15 protein-coding genes are annotated in these 19,513 nt (G+C 65.0%); 11 read left to right on the forward strand and 4 right to left on the reverse strand.

The features are described 5' to 3' along the window. Positions 1-93: 93 nt before the first annotated feature. The 4 genes from QQZ18_RS15315 to QQZ18_RS15330 form a co-directional block, all read right to left on the reverse strand. Positions 94-1,146: an ABC transporter permease gene (locus QQZ18_RS15315; RefSeq protein WP_284541780.1), complete on the reverse strand. Its 1,053-nt coding sequence runs from the start codon at positions 1,144-1,146 to the stop codon at positions 94-96. 2 nt (positions 1,147-1,148) lie between these two features. Next, entirely contained in the window at positions 1,149-2,726 is a 1,578-nt protein-coding gene (locus tag QQZ18_RS15320) for a sugar ABC transporter ATP-binding protein (protein WP_284541781.1), read from the reverse strand. Further along, complete coding sequence (locus QQZ18_RS15325) at positions 2,723-3,448, reverse strand: DUF2291 family protein (RefSeq protein ID WP_284541782.1); 726 nt, start codon at positions 3,446-3,448, stop codon at positions 2,723-2,725. Before QQZ18_RS15325 ends, QQZ18_RS15320 begins: the two co-directional genes overlap by 4 nt. Before the next feature lie 429 nt (positions 3,449-3,877). Beyond that, positions 3,878-4,735 carry a DeoR/GlpR family DNA-binding transcription regulator gene (locus tag QQZ18_RS15330; RefSeq protein ID WP_284541783.1) on the reverse strand — a complete coding sequence of 286 codons (858 nt, stop codon included), beginning with the start codon at positions 4,733-4,735 and terminating at the stop codon, positions 3,878-3,880. A gap of 228 nt (positions 4,736-4,963) precedes the next feature. Here QQZ18_RS15330 and QQZ18_RS15335 point away from each other — a divergent pair, with 228 nt between their 5' ends. The 11 genes from QQZ18_RS15335 to QQZ18_RS15385 all read left to right on the forward strand — a co-directional run bounded on the left by QQZ18_RS15335 (position 4,964) and on the right by QQZ18_RS15385 (position 19,512). Beyond that, entirely contained in the window at positions 4,964-6,430 is a 1,467-nt protein-coding gene (locus QQZ18_RS15335; protein ID WP_284541784.1) for an L-fucose/L-arabinose isomerase family protein, read from the forward strand. A 32-nt stretch (positions 6,431-6,462) separates the two neighbouring features. After that, positions 6,463-7,311 (forward strand): transketolase, encoded by an 849-nt coding sequence (locus tag QQZ18_RS15340; RefSeq protein WP_342398924.1) that lies wholly within the window; start codon positions 6,463-6,465, stop codon positions 7,309-7,311. After that, positions 7,311-8,267 (forward strand): transketolase family protein, encoded by a 957-nt coding sequence (locus tag QQZ18_RS15345; RefSeq protein WP_284541785.1) that lies wholly within the window; start codon positions 7,311-7,313, stop codon positions 8,265-8,267. Before QQZ18_RS15340 ends, QQZ18_RS15345 begins: the two co-directional genes overlap by 1 nt. A gap of 2 nt (positions 8,268-8,269) precedes the next feature. Next, entirely contained in the window at positions 8,270-9,733 is a 1,464-nt protein-coding gene (locus QQZ18_RS15350; protein WP_284541786.1) for an FGGY family carbohydrate kinase, read from the forward strand. A gap of 327 nt (positions 9,734-10,060) precedes the next feature. Continuing rightward, positions 10,061-11,083, forward strand: a complete 1,023-nt coding sequence (locus QQZ18_RS15355) for a LacI family DNA-binding transcriptional regulator (RefSeq protein ID WP_284541899.1) — start codon at positions 10,061-10,063, stop codon at positions 11,081-11,083. 48 nt (positions 11,084-11,131) lie between these two features. After that, the gene (locus QQZ18_RS15360) at positions 11,132-12,373 is read left to right on the forward strand and encodes an ABC transporter substrate-binding protein (RefSeq protein ID WP_284541787.1); all 1,242 of its coding nucleotides are present in this window, start codon (positions 11,132-11,134) and stop codon (positions 12,371-12,373) included. Positions 12,374-12,536: 163 nt separating this feature from the next. Next, entirely contained in the window at positions 12,537-13,457 is a 921-nt protein-coding gene (locus QQZ18_RS15365; protein ID WP_284541788.1) for a carbohydrate ABC transporter permease, read from the forward strand. Further along, the gene (locus QQZ18_RS15370; RefSeq protein ID WP_284541790.1) at positions 13,454-14,317 is read left to right on the forward strand and encodes a carbohydrate ABC transporter permease; all 864 of its coding nucleotides are present in this window, start codon (positions 13,454-13,456) and stop codon (positions 14,315-14,317) included. Before QQZ18_RS15365 ends, QQZ18_RS15370 begins: the two co-directional genes overlap by 4 nt. A gap of 26 nt (positions 14,318-14,343) precedes the next feature. After that, positions 14,344-16,311 (forward strand): glycoside hydrolase family 127 protein, encoded by a 1,968-nt coding sequence (locus tag QQZ18_RS15375; RefSeq protein WP_284541791.1) that lies wholly within the window; start codon positions 14,344-14,346, stop codon positions 16,309-16,311. Positions 16,312-16,316: 5 nt separating this feature from the next. Then, positions 16,317-17,384 (forward strand): ABC transporter ATP-binding protein, encoded by a 1,068-nt coding sequence (locus tag QQZ18_RS15380; protein ID WP_284541900.1) that lies wholly within the window; start codon positions 16,317-16,319, stop codon positions 17,382-17,384. Between the two features lie 199 nt (positions 17,385-17,583). Next, entirely contained in the window at positions 17,584-19,512 is a 1,929-nt protein-coding gene (locus tag QQZ18_RS15385) for an autotransporter assembly complex protein TamA (protein WP_284541792.1), read from the forward strand. The last annotated feature ends 1 nt before the right edge of the window (position 19,513 follow it).

Below are 19,513 nucleotides of genomic sequence, written 5' to 3' on the forward strand. Positions count from 1 at the left end.
TCTCAGCGGGGCGCGGTTCACGTCGGGTGTCGACGGCCGCAGTCGTTGACGCCGGCCGGGGCTTCGGCCGGCGCCAGAATTTCAGCCCAGATATCAGCCAAGCCGGGCATTACGGGCGATGCGGCGCTGCATCTGGTCGAGGATGACCGCGCCGACGATGACGACGCCCTTGATGACCATCTGCCAGAACTCCGAGACGCCCATCATGACCAGGCCGTCGGAGAGCACGCCGATGACGAAGGCGCCGACAATGGTGCCACCGATGGTGCCGCGACCACCCGACAGCGAGGTGCCGCCGAGCACGGCCGCCGCGATGGCGTTCATTTCGAAGGTCTCGCCGGAGGCCGGATGCGAGGCAACCAGCTGGGAGGCGACCACAAGGCCGGCGATGGCGGCACAGAAACCCGAGATCATGTAGACGGTGAGCTTGACCCGGTTGACGTTGACGCCACTCAGCGTGGCGGCGCGCTCATTGCCGCCGACGGCGTAGATCTGCCGGCCGAACGGCGTCTTGGTGGCAACGTAGGCGGCGATGCAGGCGACGACCAGCAGCAGCCAGATCGACAGGGGAATGCCAAGAATGGTGCCGGAGCCGAGCGTGGGGAAACCCTGGTTGCCGAACTCCGGCTTGCCAATCAGGTTCGGGAAGGTGGAGCCGCCCGACATCAGAAGCGCCGTACCACGGGCGACGTAGAGCATGCCGAGCGTGGCGATGAACGGGGCCACCTGCATGCGTGTGATCAGGAGGCCGTTGATCAGGCCGACGAAGGTGCCAACCAGAAGCGCGATGCCGATCACCTCCCAGACGTTGGGATAGATCACCACGCCGAACATCTCGAGCGGGATGCCGTAGAGGACCAGTGCGCCGGCGACCATGCCGACCAGACCGACGATTGCGCCGACGGAGAGGTCGATACCGCCGGTCAGGATGACGAAGGTCATGCCGATGGCGAGGAAAGCATTGATGGCCACATGCTTGGACACGATCACCGCGTTGGCGACGGTGACGAAGTTCGGCGCCATCAGACTGAAGAAGACGACGACGGCGATCAGCGCGATGAAGGTCCTGAGCTTCAGGAGCAAGAGGAGCAGTGTCGACTGTCCTTTGGGCGCATCGGCCGCCGGGGTTGCAACTGTGTTGGTCATGGTCACTGATCCTGAGCCGGGTGGTCTTGGGCGGACATTGGGGCGGGGGCGGCGTGTCCCTTGGTGGAGGCGAGGACGATGGCCTCGTCCGTCGCCTCATGATCGGGCAGGTCGGCGGTGATCCGCCCCTGCGACATCACCAGCACGCGGTCGGACACCGCGTGGACTTCCTTGAGATCCGAGGTGGCGAAGACCACCGCGAGGCCCTGATCGGCCAGTTCGCGCATGGTGCGGAACACCTCTTCCTTGGCGCCGATGTCGATGCCTCGGGTGGGTTCGTCGAGCAGAAGCACCCTGGGTTCGGTCATCAGGCTCTTGCCGATGACCACCTTCTGCTGGTTGCCGCCGGACAGGGATGTGATGGGCGTGTCCGGCGACGGCGCCTTGATGCGCAACGAGCGGAACAGCACGTCGATCGCCTTGCGTTCGGCACCGCTCTGCACGGTGAAGAGCTTGGTGACTTTGGCAAGGCTGGCGAGCGACAGGTTCCTGCCGACGGAGAGATTCTGCACGAGACCGTCGCGCTGCCGATCCTCCGGCACCAGGAAGAGACCGGCGGCGATGCGCCGGGATACCGGCAACTGGTCGATCGCCTTGCCGTTGATGGTGACCGTGCCGCGCGCGTCGGCGCGCAGGCCGAACAGGCTTTCGAACAGTTCCGAGCGTCCGGCGCCCAGGAGACCGTAGATGCCGACGATCTCGCCAGCCCGGAAATCGACGCTGACATCGTCGACGAGGTAACCGCCGCCCACGCGCGGAAGCTTGAGATCCCGCACCGACAGGACGGCCTCGCCCACCTTCACCTCGCGCTGCTGGCGCTTGGCGAATTCCGACGTGCCGAGCATCTGGCGGATGATCCAGGGAATGGTTGCCTCGCCCTTGGGGGCGCTCGCCTGGAAATGGCCGTCGCGCAGCACCGTGAAGTAGTCGCCGATGCGGACGAGTTCCTCAAGGCGGTGCGAGATGTAGATGATGGCGACGCCGGATTTCTTCAGCTCGGCGATGACGCGGAACAGCACTTCCACCTCGGAGGCCGACAGCGCCGAGGTCGGCTCGTCCATGATCAGGACCTTGACGTCGTCGGCCAGCGCCTTGGCGATCTCGACGATCTGCTGCTCGCCGATCCTGAGATCGTCGACCAGCGTGTCGGGGTCGATGTCGTGCTCGAGGCGGGCGAGCAGTTCCTTCGCCCGCTCGCGCTGGCGCGCCATGTCGATATGGATGCCCGCCTTGGTCATGTCGCGACCGAGGAAGATGTTCTCGGTGACCGTGAGATTGGGGCAGAGATTGAGTTCCTGGAAGACGATACCGATGCCCTTTTGCGCCGCGTCGAGCACCGATGAGAACTCCACCTCCTCGCCACCCATCAGGATGCGGCCGGACGTCGCCCGATCGACGCCGGCGAGGATGCGCATCAGCGTCGACTTGCCGGCGCCATTCTCGCCGATCAGCACGTTCACGGAGCGCTCGTAGACATCGAAGTCGACGTCTTCCAAGGCGATGGTGCCGGGGAAGACGCGGGTCATCTTCTCGGCACGAAGAATGACCGCCGGCGCGTCGGTCCGTTCCAGCGCGCTCATTGGGATCCTCCCGCCGGACCGATCAGAACCGGGGTCAGCAGGATCTTGTCGGTGGCCGTGTTGAGCGAGAAGGTGCCGGAGTAGGCTATCGTCTGGCCGGTGGCCAGCCCTTCGACGACCGTCTTGAGTTCCTCGGCAACGCGACCATTGAAGGCGCGGCCGACCTCGGCGAACTCGAGCTGGTTGGTGAAATTCTGGAAGTTGATGAAGGGCATGGCGTCGCGCAGCGAGTTGCCCTTGATGACCGGACCGATCTGGATCGTGACTGGCACCGGCCCCTTCGGGGTCGCGACATCGATCAGCACGGTACCGGCACGGGAGGCCGTGTTCTTCTCCTTGATCACCGCCGTGCCCTTGACGACGAAGCTCCAGGGGCTCCCTTCCTCGGCGGGGCGATGACCGAACTCCGGTCCGGCCTTGTCGAGGCCGCCTTCGATGGCCGCGATGACCGTCTCGATCGGAAATGCCTTGTCGCGAACCACCGGAATGACCTCGCCATCCCAAAGCTTGGTCACGTAGTCCACGCCATTGAATTTCTGCTGGGCCGCATCGGACTCGCTCTGGATCGGCAGGATCTTGCAACCGGCCAATGCCACTGCCAGCACACCGGCAACGATGAGACGCCTTGAAAGCTTTGCGCCGCCCTGGCCGCGAAAAGCGGCGAACGACTGATTGTCGGCCGTGCCGGCGAAAGGCCGACGCGACGCAGCATGGTCTGGCATGCTCATCCTCCCTAGGGTCGCGGGGATCTCCGTCCCGAACCTTATGTTTCGATTATTTTCGTTTTCTATCGTTTGTCAACGGATCATTCGCATCTATTGACCGCCACCGGATTGTGCGGCGTGAACGGGATGACATTTTCAGCCGTTTTCCGCAGGCCCGTTTCAGGATGGGGCTGACCTTCGATCCCCGACCACCCAAACAAACGCCAACGAACGCCAAATCGCGCGCTATTAGACAAAAGTCGATAATATTCGAAAGGTAGCAAGCCGCCTCAACCCTCGCCACAAGCGAGCAAAATGCCGCCTGCAAGCATCGATCGGCCGAGCATTGGGACAACGAGTCGCCCCGACGCCATCGCGACGGCGCACCACAAGACACTGGTGAAGATGACGCAGTCCGTCGATCGTCGAACTAACGGGAGTTCGCCATCAGGTGGCGACGATCAGCTCGATGCCCCGACGTTCGAACTCCTTGGCATCACCGTCGGCGATGCCGTCGTCGGTCACGAACGAATGGATCACATCGAGATTGCCGAGGCGGGTGAAGGACGTGCGATTGATCTTGGACGAATCGGCCACAAGATAAACGTGGGCGGCCGCCTTGATCATCGCCTCCTTGAGCTGCAAGTCGGCAAAGCTGGGATAGGTAAGCCCGGCATCGACCGACACGCCGGCCGTCGCGAGAAACAGCTTCGACGCGAAGATATTGCGAAAATACTCGACGGACTTGTCGCCCGAGAGCGACAGCGTCGGCGCCTTGAACTGGCCGCCGGGCATATGCACGGCATAGCCGGGAACAGCGCCGAGGATGATGGCGATATTGAGCGCGTTGGTGATGACCGTCAGGTTTTCGCGGGTGGTCAGGCGCTGGGCGATCTCGGTGGTCGTCGAGCCGGCATCGAGAATGATGGTCTCGTTGTTCTTGACCAGCGACGCCGCCTTGGCGCCGATCTTGCGCTTGCGATCCATGTTCTCGATGTGCTGCAGCGACATGGTGCCGACCTGCTGCTGCACCGTCTTGAGATAGGCGCCGCCATGCTCGCGCAGGATATGACCGTCCTGCTCGAGCCGCTCAAGATCCTGGCGGATGGTGGCTTCGGACACCTTGAAGGCCTGCGACAGTTCGCGCACGCGGGCGCTGCCTTCTTCCTGAAGCCATTCGAGAATCTTCATGCGCCGGGGCTCGGCGAGAAGTCCGGTGAAAGCGGGCGCATCAGCCGCGGCAGCGCCGCGCTTGCCGGACGACCCCACGTCCGCCCCGCTACCATTCGATGCTTCTGTCACCATGGGAACCTTCGCTTTCTTGCGATCCTTATAGCTCCGATTTCCCTTCAGCCGCCAAGTCTTTTTGGCAAATCGAGCCAACGAATGCCGTACCTGCGCCCTGTCGACAAGGGAACGGGCAAAAACCCTATTGACAAAACGCCCCCTAAAAAACATCATCAAACGAAAGAAAGCGATAAAAATCGAAAATTGAATTCGTGTCGACGCAAGCCTCGTCGACGGGAGGATGGAATGACGGACAAGTTCAAGCGCGAAGTGACCCTCGGCCTGGTGATCGGCAGCAGGCAGTTCTTCAACGGCGCACCCTGCATCAAGGCGCGCAACGATCTGGAGGCCCAGGCCGCCCGCCTCGGCATCCGCACGCTGATGCCGCCGGTGGATGCCACGGTGAACGGGGCCGTGCAGACGCGCGACGACGCCAAGCTCTATGGCCGCTTCTTCGCCGCCCACAAGGGCGAGATCGATGGTCTCGTCATCTCGCTGGCCAACTTCGGCGACGAGATCGCCATCATCGAGATGGTGATGGCCGCCAGCCTCGGTGTGCCGATCCTGCTTCAGGCCTGCAACGACGAGTTCGACAAGGTCGACGTCAAGAGCCGCCGCGACGCCTTCTGCGGCAAGATCTCGGTCGCCAACAATTTCTACAACTACGGCATTCCCTTCACCGAGACGACCAACCACACCTCCGACCTCGACGGCGAGGAATTCGGTCGCGACCTCGACGCCTTCTCCCGCGTCTGCCGCACGGTACGTGGCCTCAGCCACGCCCGCATCGGCGCCATCGGCGCCCGCACGGCGCCGTTCCAGACCATGCGCTACTCCGAAAAGCTGCTCCAGGCGATGGGCGTCACCGTGGTGCCGGTCGACCTCTCGGAAATCATCGGGCGTGCGAAGGCGATCGACGACAACGCCGCCAGTGTGAAGGACAAGCTTGTGGCCATCGGCGGCTACGGCAAGATCGACGCCCATATCCGTCCCGAACAGGTTCTGAAGCAGGCCAAGTGGGGTATCGCCATCGACGAGTGGATGGGCGAGAACGACTGCGACGCCTCGGCGATCCAGTGCTGGCGGTCGCTGCAGGACAACTATGGCTGCGCCACCTGCCTCTCCATGAGCATGATGGGCGAGAAGCTGATGCCCAGCGCCTGCGAAGTGGACGTGCTCGGCACGCTGTCGATGTATGCGCTTACGCTCGCCGCCGGCCAGCCGGCCGCCATCCTCGACTGGAACAACAACTACGGCTACGACCCCGACAAGTGCGTCGGCACCCACTGCGGCAACTATCCGAAGAGCTTCTTCGGCGACACGCCCAATATCGGCGAGCTCGACGTGCTCGGCGAGACCATCGGCCGTGACAAGTGCTTCGGCGCCGTCAAGGGCAAGGTGAAGGCCGGGCCGATGAGCTTCCTGCGCTTCTCCTCCGACGATCTCAACGCCACCATCAAAGCCTATGTCGGCGACGGCCGGTTCACCGATGATCCCTACGGCATGGACGGCGGCATCGCCGTGATTCAGGTCGAGAAACTGCGTCAGCTTCTCAAGGTGGTGACGCAGAACGGCTTCGAGCATCACGTCGCCATGGTGCGCGGCCAGGTGGCCGGCATCGTCGAAGAGGCAGTCAGCCGGTACATGAAGCTGCCCATCTACCATCACAACGGCGAGGCCGTGCCGACGCTCGGCCTCAAGGCCTTCTGTTGACGGCCTGCCGGTCGCAACCCGGAGAATAGGAAATGCCTCTTTCAACCGCCTCGGCGCCGGTTTCCGGCGCCGACAGGATCGACATGGTCTGCGCCCGGGCTCTGAGCATTCGCCGCAGCGCCTTCACGATGGTGCACGAGGCCCGGCTCGGCCATCCCGGCGGCGACTTCTCGGCAGCCGACATCCTGGCGACGCTGTACTTCGGCGTCATGCGCTACGATCCCAACGAGCCGCGCCATCCGGACCGCGACCGGTTCATCATGAGCAAGGGGCATTGCACCGGCGCCTTCTACTCGGTGCTGGCCCAGGCCGGCTACTTCCCCGAGGCCCAGCTCAAGACCTACATGCAGCCGCTGTCCATGCTGAACGGCCACCCCAACCGCAACTACCTGCCGGGCATCGAGACCAACACCGGACCGCTCGGACACGGACTGCCGGTCGCCGTCGGCGTCGCCATTGCCGGCAAGCTTGCCGCCAAGGACTATCGAACCTTCGTGCTGACCGGCGACGGCGAACTGCAGGAAGGCTCCAACTGGGAAGCGGCCATGGCGGCGGGCCACCGCAAGCTCAACCGCCTCACCGTCATCGTCGACCGCAACCGCCTGCAGCAGGGCGACCGCACCGAGGCCACCAACGGTCTCGATCCGCTCGACGACAAGTGGCGGGCCTTCGGCTTCCATGTCGAGATGATCGACGGCCACGACCATGCGACCCTGCTCGACGTGCTCGGCGCCGATCCGGCGAGCCGCGACAAGCCGCTCTGCGTCATCGCCAACACCATCAAGGGCAAGGGCGTGTCCTTCATGGAGGACAACGTCTCCTGGCACCACGGCGTTCCCACCGACGAACAGTTCGCCCAGGCGATGAAGGAGCTCATCTGATGTCGGCCGCCATCAAGACCAACGAGGGCCTGTACGACTGCCGCGACGCCTTCTCCAAGACGCTGGAAGCGCTGGCCGAGGCCGACGAGCGCGTGGTCGCCGTCGTCAACGACAGCGTCGGCTCCTCCAAGCTCGGCGGTTTCAAGAAGCGCTGGCCCGACCGGCTCGTCAACGTCGGCATCGCCGAGCAGAACATGGTCGGCGTCGGCGCCGGCCTTGCCAACGGCGGGCGCATTCCCTTCGTCTCCTGCGCCTCCTGCTTCCTGACCGGGCGGGCGCTCGAGCAGGTGAAGGCCGACGTCGCCTACTCCAACACCAACGTCAAGCTGTGCGGCCAGTCGCCCGGCATCGGCTACGGCGAACTCGGCCCCACCCACCATTCGATCGAGGACCTCGCCTGGCTGAGGCCGCTCGCCAACCTTCTCACCATCGTGCCGTCTGACCCTTGGGAAACCGAGCAGGCCATTCGCTTTGCCGCCGCCCATGAGGGGCCGGTGTTCATCCGCGTCAGCCGCTATCCGGTACCGGCGCTCGATCATCGCCTCGATCGCATCGAGCCGGGCAAGGCGGAGGTGATGCGCGAAGGCGCCGACGTCGCCATCCTCGCCAACGGCGTCATGCTGCACAAGGCGCTTCAGGCGGCCCAGGTGCTGGCCGAGAGCGGCGTGTCGGCCCGTGTCGTCAACATGGCCTGGATGAACCCGCTCGACGTCGAGGCGATCGTCGATGCCGCGTCGACCGGCGCGGTGGTCACCGTGGAAGAGGCCAGCGTGCGCGGCGGCCTCGGCGGCGCCGTGGCCGAGACCCTCGCCCTCCACCGGCCCGTTCCGATGGAGATGCTGGGCTTCCCGGGCTTCGTGCCCACAGGATCCGTCGACTTCCTGTTCGATCATTTTGGACTGACCGAAAACGGTATCGCAGACGCCGCGCGAAAGGCGATCAGCCGCAAGGGGTGACGATGGACAATGCGCTCGTCCTGGCCATCGACCAGGGAACCACCAACACCAAGGCGCTGCTCGTCGACAGGTCGGGAGCGGTGATCGCCTCCGCCTCCCGCCCGATGACGGTCGACTATCCCCAGTCCGGCTGGGCCGAGCAGTCGGCCGATGCCATCTGGACCGCCGTCAAGGCGGTCGTCGATGAACTGGCCGGCCATCCACGGGCGGCGGATGTCGTCGCGCTCGCGGTCTCCAACCAGCGCGAGTCGATCGTCGTCTGGGATGCCGCCACCGGCAAGCCGCTTGCGCCTTGCATCATCTGGCAGTGCCGCCGCACCGCTTCGGCCTGCGAGGCGCTGATTGCCGCCGGCCACGGCGACTTCGTCGAGGCCCGCACCGGCCTCGGCATCAATCCGCTGTTTCCGGCCAGCAAGATTGCCTGGGTTCTCGATCGCATCCCCGACGGTCGCGCACGGGCTGCGACGGGAGCCATCCGCGCCGGCACCATCGACAGCTGGTTGCTGTGGAACTTCACCGGTGGCGCGATCCACGCCACCGACCACTCCAATGCCAGCCGCACCCAGCTCTTCGACACCGAGGCGCTTGCGTGGAGCGACGAGCTCTGCGCGCTGTTCGGCGTGCCGAAGGCCATGCTGGCCGACGTGAGATCCTCCGACAGCCGCTTCGGCGAGACGTCGGCCAACGTGACCGCCTTGCCGGCCGGCATTCCGGTCCACGGCATGATGGGCGACTCGCACGCCGCCCTGTTCGGCCATGGCGTGCGCGAACCGGGCACCGTCAAGGCAACCTACGGCACCGGCACGTCGCTGATGTCGCTGGTACCGAAACGCGTCCGCTCGCGTCACGGTCTTTCGGGCACGATCGCCTGGAGTCTCGGCGGCCGCGTGTGGCACGCCCTTGAGGGCAACATCTCGGTTTCCGGCCAGACGGTCGCCTTCATGGCATCGCTTCTCGGCGTGAAGGACGCCGCAGAGCTTGCCGAGCTCGCCATGACTGTGCCGTCGAGCAACGGCGTCACCTTCATTCCGGCGCTGGTCGGGCTCGGGGCGCCGCATTGGCGCAACGATGTGCGCGGGGAAATTTCCGGTCTGGCGCTCGGTACCCAGCCCGCGCATCTGGCCCGCGCCGCCGTCGAGGCCGTGGCCTTTCAGGTGGCGGACGTGTTCTCGGCCATGGAGGCCGACATCGGCGCTCCGCTCTCGGGTCTGTCGGTCGATGGCGGCGCTTCGCGCAATGACTTCCTGATGCAGTTCCAAGCCGACATTCTCGACCGGCCGCTTCGCCGCGGCAAGTTCCCCGAGGTGAGCGCCCTTGGTGCCGCCTCGGTGGCTTTCCATGGCCTGGGTCTCGGCATGACGACCAGCGGCGAGGGACAGACTCTGTTCGCGCCGGCGATGCCAGCAGACACGCGCCAGGCACACCTTGCCGGTTGGCGCAAAGCGATCGACCATCTCCTCGCCTGACGAACGGCGCGGGCAGGGCTTCAACCGGACGGCGGGACGATTCCACGGAATCGTCCCGCCGTTTTCTGTCGTCCACCGGCCCCGTCCGTGATGACCGAAGCAGACGCTGACCGTCAGCTTTTAGTCTAGCCATCGGCGCTGCAACCGTCGTCCATTTCTTGTCTCTGGTTCAAAAAGAGTGAGTAAAAACCTGTACCGCCAATGACATGGGCCACATGACGGCTTAGCAAGCACCAAAACTCAAAGCGACATGAGAAAATGTTTTCTCATATTGACTTCACCTAAGAGAAAAGGTTTTTTCATCTCCAACAAGCGAGGGAGGAAAAACTGAGCGTCACCAGTGGCAAGCGCGGGCGGGTCACGATCCACACCGTGGCGGCGCTGGCGGGCGTATCGATCTCGACGGCCTCTAAGGCGCTCAACGACAGCGGCCGGATGAGCGCCGAGACGCGGGAGCGGGTGAAGAAGGTGGCGCAGGAGGTCGGCTTCCGGCCAAATGCGTTGGCGCGTGGCCTGATCACCAAGCGCAGCTTCACCATCGGCCTTCTGACCAACGACACCTATGGCCGTTTCACCCTGCCGGTGATGGCCGGCGTATCGGAGGAACTGGTTGGGCACGGCGTATCGGTCTTTCTGTGCGCCATCGAGGACGACCCGGAGCGGGCGCGCGTCCACGTCGATGCCATGCTCGACAAGAGCGTCGACGGCATCATCGCCTCCGGCAAGCGCCTCGACCGGCAACTGCCGGTGGATCTGACCGGCCTCGCCGTGCCGGTGGTCTACGCCTTCACCAAGGGGCCGGCGGACGGAGTGACGCTCCGCTCCGATGACGAACAGGGCGCCCGGTTGGCCGCCAGGTGTCTGATCGACGCCGGCTGTCGGCGGATCGTCCACGTCACCGGCCCAAAGACCTTCCAGTCGGTGCGCGAACGTGCCGACGCCTATCGTACCGCGATCGACGGACCGCCCGAGGTCCTTCATGGCGTCTGGGCGGAAGCTTGGGGACACGAAGCCGTGGAGCAGCTCTGGGAGCGCGGCGGGGAGAGGCCGGACGGCATCTTCTGCGGCAACGACCAGATCGCCCGGGGTGTGGTCGACGCCCTGCGCGAGCGCGGCATCCGGGTGCCGGATGACGTGGCCGTGGTCGGCTTCGATAATTGGGACATCGTGGCGGCGCAGACGCGACCGCCCCTGACGACCGTGGACATGAACCTCAGGACGCTCGGCCGGGAAGCCGGCCGGCTGGTGCTGGCGATGTCCGAGGGCCGCGAAGTGCAGTCCGGCATTCGCAAGCTGCCGTGCTCGCTGGTGGTCCGCCAGTCTTGCCGAGGCGCGGAAGCCCCGGCCTGAAGCGGTGATTTTCGCGGGGGAGAGGAACCCGCTTAGGAGGAGAGAGCAATGAGAATCAACAAGCTGCTGGCCGCGGCCAGCCTCGTCACGTTCTGTTTCGCCGCCGGCGCGGCGCAGGCCGAAACGCTGCAGATGTGGGTGCGCAGCGGCATCGGCGCCTCGTTCACCAAGCTGGTCGAGGCCTTCAACGCCAACCACGAAGACAAGATCCAGATGACGGAGGTCCCCTTCTCCGAGCTGGTGCAGAAGTATGCCACCGCCATCGCCGGTGGCCAGGCGCCCGACGCCCTGTCGCTCGACCTGATCTACAACCCCGCTTTCGCGGCGGCCGGACAGCTCGAAGACCTGACCGACTGGGCCAAGGCCCTTCCCTACTTCTCGGCGCTGTCGCCGAGCCACGTCAAGCTCGGCACCTATGAGGACAAGATCTACGGCCTGCCGCTGTCGGTCGAGACCTCGGTGTTCGCCTGGAACAAGGACCTCTACAAGAAGGCCGGCCTCGACCCGGACAAGGCGCCGACCACCTGGGAAGAGATTTCCGAGAATGCCAAGAAGATCCGGGCCCTCGGCGACGACACCTACGGCTTCTACTTCTCCGGCGGCGGCTGCGGCGGCTGCATGATCTTCACCTTCACCCCGCTCACCTGGGGCGCCGGTGCCGACATCCTGTCGGAAGACGGCAAGAAGGCGACGCTTGATACGCCGGAGATGCGCAAGGCGGTGGGCTACTATCGCGACATGGTCAAGGCGGGTGTCGTTCCGCCGGGCGCCGCTTCGGATACGGGCACCAACTTCCTGTCGATCACCAACGGCAAGATCGGCCAACAGAACCTTGGCGCCTTCGCCATCGGAACGCTGGTCACGGAGCATCCGGACATCCACTTCGGCGTGACGCTGATCCCGAGCGTCGACGGCAAGACGTCGTCGTTCGCCGGCGGTGACAACTTCGTCATCACCAAGGGCTCGCCGCGCGCCGGCATCGCCAAGACCTTCCTCGAGTATGCCTATTCTCTCGAAGGGCAGAAGGTGATGGCCAAGTACGGCAGCCTGCCGACCCGTTCGGACATCGCCGCCGAGGTGCTGAAGGATCTCGATCCGCGCATGCAGGTCGGCGTCGATGCCATCGCCGTCGCCAAGACCCCCTACACGCTGCAGTTCAACGACCTGATCAACAGCGCCAACGGTCCGTGGGCCTCCTTCACCAACGCCGCCATCTTCGGTGACGACGTCGACGGTGCCTTCGCCACCGCTCAGGAAGAGATGCAGAGCATCATCGACAACGCCCAGTAGGGGCCTCTTGCGACCGACCGGCCGGACACCTCCGGCCGGTCCCTCCCTCGGAGCGACGCCGGTCCGCTCGCGACCCGTCCGTGCCCGACCTCCCTGGTTTTGCCCATCCGCCACGTCGCGACCTCCGCGACCTCACAGGCGAATGACAAGAAGAGCGGCAGCGATGACCCTCGCCGAAAGCCTATCCCCGCCCTCCAACCGGCGTCGACCCAAGCGACGGTCGCAATGGAAGGGGCTTCTCTACATCGCGCCGGCCATGGCGCTGGTGATCGTCTTCTTCATCCTGCCGGTGCTGTTCACCTTCTGGATGAGCCTGCACAAATGGCCGTTGCTCGGCGAGCCCAAGTTCATCGGACTCGGCAACTACATCCGGATGGTCTCCGACAGCCGGTTCTATTCGGCGCTGGGCTTTACCGCCTACTATACGGTGATCATCACCATCGCCATCTTTGCGCTGGCCTTCCCGCTCGCCATCTTCGTCGAGCGTCAGCGGCGAATGGTCGGCGTCTACCGGACGGCGATCTTCATGCCGGTGGTGGTGGGCCTCGCCTCGGCGTCGCTGCTCTGGGTGTGGTTCGCCAACGTCGACAGCGGCTTTCTCAATCCGCTGCTCGCCTGGCTCGGAATCGTCGACCTCAAGACCAACTTCTTCGCCAGCTTCGACAGCGCCTTCTTCATCATCTGCCTGATGGTGGTCTGGAAGGTCGCCGGCTTCACGATGATCATCCTGCTCACCGGCCTGCAGGCCATCCCGACGGAACTCGGAGAAGCGGCGCGCATCGACGGCGCCAACCGCTGGAAGCGCTTCTTCTACGTGACGCTGCCCCTGATGCGGAAGACCATGGCGTTGTCGCTGATCCTGTCGGTGACCGGCTCGATCCTCGCCTTCGACCAGTTCTACATCATGACGGCCGGCGGACCGCAGAACAAGATGATCTCGGTGGTCTACTACATCTTCAACCAGTCCTTCGTCTCCTTCAACCTCGGCTACGGCGCGGCCATGTCGCTGGCGCTCCTGGTCATCCTGGTGCTGATCAGCATCTTCCAGCTCTGGCTGCTGCGCGTCGGGGAGGACCGGGCATGACCACCAAGAAAGAAGCTCGCGCCCGTCGGGCACTCATCGGGGCCAGCGGCTACCACGGCACCGGCATCCTGCTTGCCGTGTTCTTCCTGGCGCCGTTCGCCATCACCATTCTGTCGTCCTTCCGTCACGGCACGGAAGCGCGGCTGCCGCCGATACCGCCATGGCCGACCAACGGCTTCAGCCTCGACGCCTACCGCAGTCTCGACAGCTTCGGCGCCGGCGTCTGGCAGCACACGCTCAACTCGGCGGCGGTGGCGATCGGCACCGCCCTGTTGACGGTGATCGTCAGCCTGCTCGCCGGCTACGGTTTCTCGCGCTATCGTTTCATGTTCAAGAACGCGCTGTTCGTGCTGATCATCGCCACGCTGATGATCCCGTTCCAGTCGATCCTGACGCCGCTGTTCATCATCCTCGCCAAGCTGGGCCTCAACAACTCGCTGATCGGGCTGACGCTGGTCTACGTGACGCTGCAGCTGCCGTTCTCGGTGTTCATGATGCGCAACGCCTTCGACGCGGTGCCGAAGGAAATAGAGGAGGCCGCTCGCATCGACGGCGCCCGCGATCTGAAGCTGCTCGTCCGCGTTCTGCTGCCGCTGGTGCTGCCGGGCATCGTCACCGTCGCCATCTTCGCCTTCCTCAACTCCTGGAACGAGTTCCTGGCCGCCCTGGTGCTGCTGTCCGACAACTCGAAGTTCACGCTGCCGATCCTGATCTCGGCCGTGCGCGCGGGCCGGCTCGGCGCCATCGATTGGGGCGCCGTGCAGGCGGGCGTGACGGTGATGAGCGTGCCCTGCCTGTTCGTCTTCCTGCTCCTGCAACGCTACTACATGCGCGGCCTGATGGCCGGCGCCGTGAAGTGACATCTTCCCGCACTGGAATACCGATCATGACCAAGACCAAGAGAGACCGTCAGTTCCGCCCCGTCCCCGTTCCGTCCGTCGTGCTCGGCGGTCTGTTCGGCACCCGTCAGGATGCCGTCTGCGAGACGACGGCCGAAACCCTGCTGGACCGCTGCGTCCAGGCGGGCATGTTGAAGGCGATCGACGTCGACCAGCCGAGCCCCGGCGTCGTCATTCCCTACCACTCGATGAGCCCGACTGTGCCGGCCACCGAGCATAAGGCCATGGTCTCGACCCAGATGTTCTGGGACAGCGACCTGGGAAAATCGATCGAGACGGTGGCCTATTCGCTCTACCGCAAGCCCAACCCCAAGCTCGAGGCGCGCGTCGACGCCATCATCGATCTCTATGGCAAGCTGCAGCGCGAGGACGGCTATCTCAATTCCTGGTACCTGCGCGTGGTGCCAGGCCGCGAGTGGACCAACCTTCGCGACACGCATGAGCTTTATTGCGCCGGGCACCTGATCGAAGGCGCGGTCGCCTACTATCAGGCCACCGGCAAGCGCAAGCTGATGGACATCATGTGCCGTTATGTCGACCACATCATCGACAAGTTCGGCCACGGTCCGAACCAGATCGCCGGCTATTGCGGACATGAGGAAATCGAGCTGGCATTGGTCAAGCTCGCCCGCGCCACCGGCCAGCAGAGATACATGGACCTGTCCAAGTATTTCATCGACGAGCGCGGCACCGAACCCCACTATTTCGACATCGAGGCCCAGCGCGACGGCCGCGATCCGAAGAACTTCGTCTTCGGATCCTACCACTACAACCAGTCGCACCAGCCGGTCCGCGACCAGAAGAAGGTCGTCGGACATGCGGTGCGCGCCATGTATCTCTATTCGGGAATGGCGGACATCGCCACCGAGTACAGCGACGACACGCTGACCAAGGCCCTCGAAACGCTTTGGGACGACCTCGTCACCAAGCAGATGTACGTCACCGGCGGCATCGGACCCTCGGCGGCCAACGAGGGCTTCACCGACTACTACGATCTGCCCAACGAGAGCGCCTATGCGGAGACCTGCGCATCGGTCGGCCTGGTGTTCTGGGCGAACCGCATGCTCGGCCGCGGTCCCAACCGGCGCTTCGCCGACATCATGGAAGTCGCGCTCTACAATGGGTCGCTGTCCGGACTGTCGCTCGACGGCAAGACCTTCTTCTATGAGAACCCGCTCGAAAGCGCCGGCAAGCATCACCGCTGGATCTGGCATCGCTGCCCGTGCTGCCCGCCCAACATCGGCCGTCTCGTCGCCTCCATTGGCTCCTACATGTACGCCGTCGCCGACGACGAGATCGCCGTGCATCTCTATGGCGAGAGCTCGGTGAAGGCCGAGGTGGCCGGCACGAAGATCGAGCTCAGCCAGGCCACGCGCTATCCGTGGCACGGGACCGTGCGGCTGACGCTGAAGGTGGAGAAGCCGACGCGCTTTGCCATCTCCCTGCGCATTCCCGGTTGGGCGAAAGGCGCCAAGCTTTCGATCGATGGAGGGGCTGTGGACCTCGCCTCGATCATGGTGGACGGGTACGCTCGCATCGAACACGAATGGACCGGCAGCGAAGTCATCGATCTCCACCTGCCGCTGATCCCGCGCGCGCTCTGGGCCGATCCGCGCGTGCGCCAGGATACCGGCCGCCTCGCGCTGATGCGCGGACCGCTCGTCTATTGCGCCGAAGGCGTGGACAACGGCGAAGGCCTCAATGCTTTCACCGTCACGGGCGACCCGGCCAAGGCGGGCGAGAGCGAGCTGGCCGAGCTCGGCGGCGCGGTCGCGCTCGACGTCGAGGCGACGCGTGACGTCAGCACCGGGTTCGAGGGCTCGCTCTACCGCGAAACCCCGCCGGCGACGCAGCCCGCCAAGATTCGCTTCGTGCCCTACCACCTCTGGGACAACCGTGCTCCCGGCGAGATGCTCGTCTGGATGCGGGGCGGCCCGAAGAAGACCGGAGCGTGACGACCATGTCGGAGAACGGGGTTCAGCTGACCGAGGTGCGCAAGAGCTACGGCTCGATGGAGGTCATCCACGGCGTCAACCTTTCGATCCCCGATGGCGCCTTCGTGGTGTTCGTCGGTCCGTCGGGTTGCGGCAAGTCGACGCTCTTGCGCATGATCGCCGGCCTTGAAGAGGTGACCGACGGCGAGATTGCCATCAAGGGTCGCGACGTCACCGACGTCGATCCGTCGCAGCGCGGCATTGCCATGGTGTTCCAGAGCTACGCGCTCTATCCGCACATGACGGTCCGCGACAATCTGGCCTTCGGGCTGAAGATGCAGCGCACCGACAAGGCGGTGATCGACGAGCGGGTGGCGGCGGCGGCCGCCATCCTGAAGATCGAGCAACTTCTCGACCGCCGCCCTGGCCAGCTTTCCGGCGGGCAGCGGCAGCGTGTCGCCATCGGTCGGGCGATCGTGCGCCAGCCGGAGGTGTTCCTGTTCGACGAGCCGCTGAGCAACCTCGATGCCGAGCTGCGCGTCTCCATGCGCGTCGAGATCGCCCGGCTGCATCGCGAACTCGGCAACACGATGGTCTACGTGACGCACGACCAGACCGAGGCGATGACACTCGCCGACGTGATCGTCGTGCTGCGCGATGGCCGGGTGGAACAGTCGGGATCGCCCCGCACGGTCTACGAGGATCCCGACAACGCCTTCGTGGCCGGCTTCATCGGCTCGCCGCGCATGAACCTTCTCGACGCCGTCTGGCGGGGCAATGGCAAGGTGGAGCTTGCCGGGCGGAGCGAGGATGCGGCAATCGTCGGTGCCGGTTTGACACCGGGCGACAAGGTGACCTTCGGCCTGCGGCCGGAACACCTGATCGTCGGTGCCGCCGGCGGCATCGAGGCACGCGTCGACGTGCTCGAATATCTCGGCGGCACGCGCTACCTCTATTGCCAGCTCACCGACGGCCAACCGCTGATCGTCGAGTATCGGGACGGACCGGACGTCCGCTCCGGCGACACCATCACGCTCGGCTGTCCACCGGACCGGCGCTACATATTCAACGAAGGCGGCTCACGAATCCGCTGACCTCTCCTCCAAACTCCAAGAGGCAACTCGGCCCGCGCTCCCCCTCGCGGGCCTTTTCTCGTCGTTTCGACCAGCAGGACGAATTGCGATGATTGGCATCTTTCCTGTTCGGTAACCTCAATTTATTCTAATCCCCTCGAACGAGGTGCCGGCACCAAGCCGGTCGTCGTGCGTCGTGTGAGTTGGAAGGGGCGTTTTCATGCGGGCCAAAGGGAAGAGATTACCCCCGACCATCGCCCGCCTCGTCGCCGTGGCGGCGTCTCTGCTCTCCGCCCCCCTGCTGTCGGGCGAAGCCACCGCCTTCGAGCTTTTCGGCCATCGCTTCTTCGAGGCGGAGCCCGACCCCGACATTTCGCCCGACGCCCAGCGCTACACCGTGGCGATCGATACGGTCGGCGCCGACGACGACCTGCACGCGGCGGTGCTCGCCGCCTCGGCTCTCTGGTCCGGCCGCGACCAGACGCCGCCACCCTCGACGGCCGCCTTCCTCAGCCGTGTCAACGCCGAGTATGCCCGCGTCACCGCCGCCCTCTACAGGGCCGGGCACTATGGCGGCACCGTCGACATCACGATCGACGGTCGCGATCCCGATTCGGTCGCGCCTGATTCGACCTTGCCGCAACCGGTGAAGGTCGCGATGCGCGTGACACCGGGGCCGCTCTTCCGCTTCGGCAAGGTGGAGATCACCGGCGCACCGCCGCTTGGGCAGGAAGACGCCGACTTCGTAAAGTCGACGCCGGCCGAGATCGGGCTTGCCGCCAGCGAGCCGGCACGGGCCGGCGCCGTGACCGGGTCGGAGAAGCTGTTGATCGACGCTTGGCGACGGCGCGGCCATCCGCTGGCCAGCATCGTCAAGCGCGACACAGTCGCCCAGCACGATACCTCCACGCTCGACGTGGCGATCACCGTCGATCCTGGTCCGGCGGCGACCTTCGGGCCGCTCGCGGTCACCGGCACCAGCCGCATGAACCCCGAGTATACCGCATGGATGGCCGGCATCGAGCCCGGCACGCCATACGACCCCGCCGCCATCGAGCGCGGGCAGAAAAACCTCCGGCGACTTCAGGTGTTCTCCAGCCAGCGCATCGAGGAAGTGAAGACACTCGGCCCCAACGGCGAGCTGCCGCTGACCCTCAACGTCGCCGAACGGCCGCTCCGCGTGTTCGGCGGCGGCGTCAGCTACGCCACCGAGGACGGTGCCGGTCTCGAAGCCTACTGGCAGCATCGCAATTTGTGGGGACATGCCGAATCTCTCAGGCTGTCCGGTGCGGTGAACGGCATTGCCGGCGTCGACCCCAAGGATTTCAACTACAATCTCTCGGCCACCTTCACCCGCCCGGGCGTCATCACCCCGTTCACCGATTTCAACGCCGCGCTGGGGGCGACGCGGGAAACGCCCGACACCTACACCGAGACCGCGGTCACCGCGAAGGTGGGGTTGACCCACGCTATCACCGAGCAGCTTTCCGCCTCGTTGGGCCTCGGCGTCACCGCCTCGCGCGACGAGGACTCCCAGGGCACCGACAAGTTCCTGTTCACCGGTCTTCCGCTCGGCCTCACCTACGACAGTCGAGACGACAAGACGGATCCGCACGAGGGGTTCAACGCCAAGGCAAGCCTCGAACCGTTCTACGAGGCCAACTTCGGCAATGCCGGCGTCATCGTCGACGCATCCGTCGCGTCCTACTGGCCGGTCGATCGCGACGGTCGCTTCGTGATCGCCGGGCGCCTCGCCGCCGGCTCGATCCTCGGGGCGCCGATCGACGAGATGCCCAATGGCCGCCTCTACTACGCAGGCGGCGGGTCGTCGGTACGTGGCTATGCCTATCGCAGCCTTGGGCCGGAGAAGAACGGCGCCGTGACGGGCGGCCTGTCGCATCTCGAAGGATCGCTCGAAATGCGCGCCAAGGTGACCGACAGCTTCGGCGTGGTCGGGTTCGTCGATGCCGGCAACGCCTTCGCATCGAGCTACCCCGATTTCTCCGAGAGCCTGCGGCTCGCAGCCGGTGGTGGCCTTCGCTACTATACGGGGCTCGGACCGGTGAGGCTCGACGTGGCGGTGCCACTCGATCCCAAGCCGGGCGACTCCGCTTTCGGCCTCTACATCGGCCTCGGCCAGAGCTTCTGAG

This window comes from Pleomorphomonas sp. T1.2MG-36 (assembly GCF_950100655.1).
Lineage (GTDB): Bacteria > Pseudomonadota > Alphaproteobacteria > Rhizobiales > Pleomorphomonadaceae > Pleomorphomonas.